The 713-nt window shown below is 45.7% G+C and carries 1 protein-coding gene; it reads right to left on the reverse strand.

Translation table 11 applies throughout. The annotated features are described in order from the left end of the window. The coding region (locus tag MMP72_RS15765; RefSeq protein WP_241406214.1) for an FAD-dependent oxidoreductase at nt 1-713 on the reverse strand (713 nt) is incomplete at both ends.

Genomic DNA, 713 nt, shown 5'->3' on the forward strand with positions numbered 1-713 from the left:
ACACCAGAGTTACCGCCGCCAATCACAGCAACACGTTTGCCCTTGAACAGTGGACCATCACAGTGTGGGCAGTATGCGACACCACGAGTACGATATTCTGCTTCACCTGGGACATTCATTTCTCTCCAACGTGCACCTGTAGAAAGAATGATGGTTTTTGATTCAAGTTTGGCACCATTTTCAAGTTCAACTTCGACCAAGCCTGTCGCCGTTTGATCTGCACCAATAATTTTGCTGACACGCTGCAAATTCATGATATCCACATCATATTCACGTACATGTGCTTCCATCTCAGCAGCAAACTTTGGACCCTGTGTTTTTTGTACAGAGGTAAAGTTTTCGATATCCATGGTGTCCATGACCTGACCACCAAAGCGTTCCGACACGATACCAGTATGAATCCCTTTACGTGCTGCATAGATCGCTGCGGTCGCGCCTGCTGGACCACCACCGATCACCAACACATCAAAAGCATCTTTGGCATTGATCGCTGCTGCATCTTTTTCCGCGGAGTTACTGTCTAACTTGGCAATGATTTCTTCCAAAGTCATACGACCTTGACCAATATGTTGATCATCTTGGAACACCATTGGAACGGCCAAGATTTTGCGTTGTTCCACTTCATCTTGGAAGAATGCACCATCAATCATGGTAGTAGTGGTATTTGGATTGTTGATCGCAATCAAGTTCAATGCTTGAACCACATCTGGACA

It is taken from the genome of Acinetobacter sp. NIPH 2699, assembly GCF_022549355.1.
Lineage (GTDB): Bacteria > Pseudomonadota > Gammaproteobacteria > Pseudomonadales > Moraxellaceae > Acinetobacter.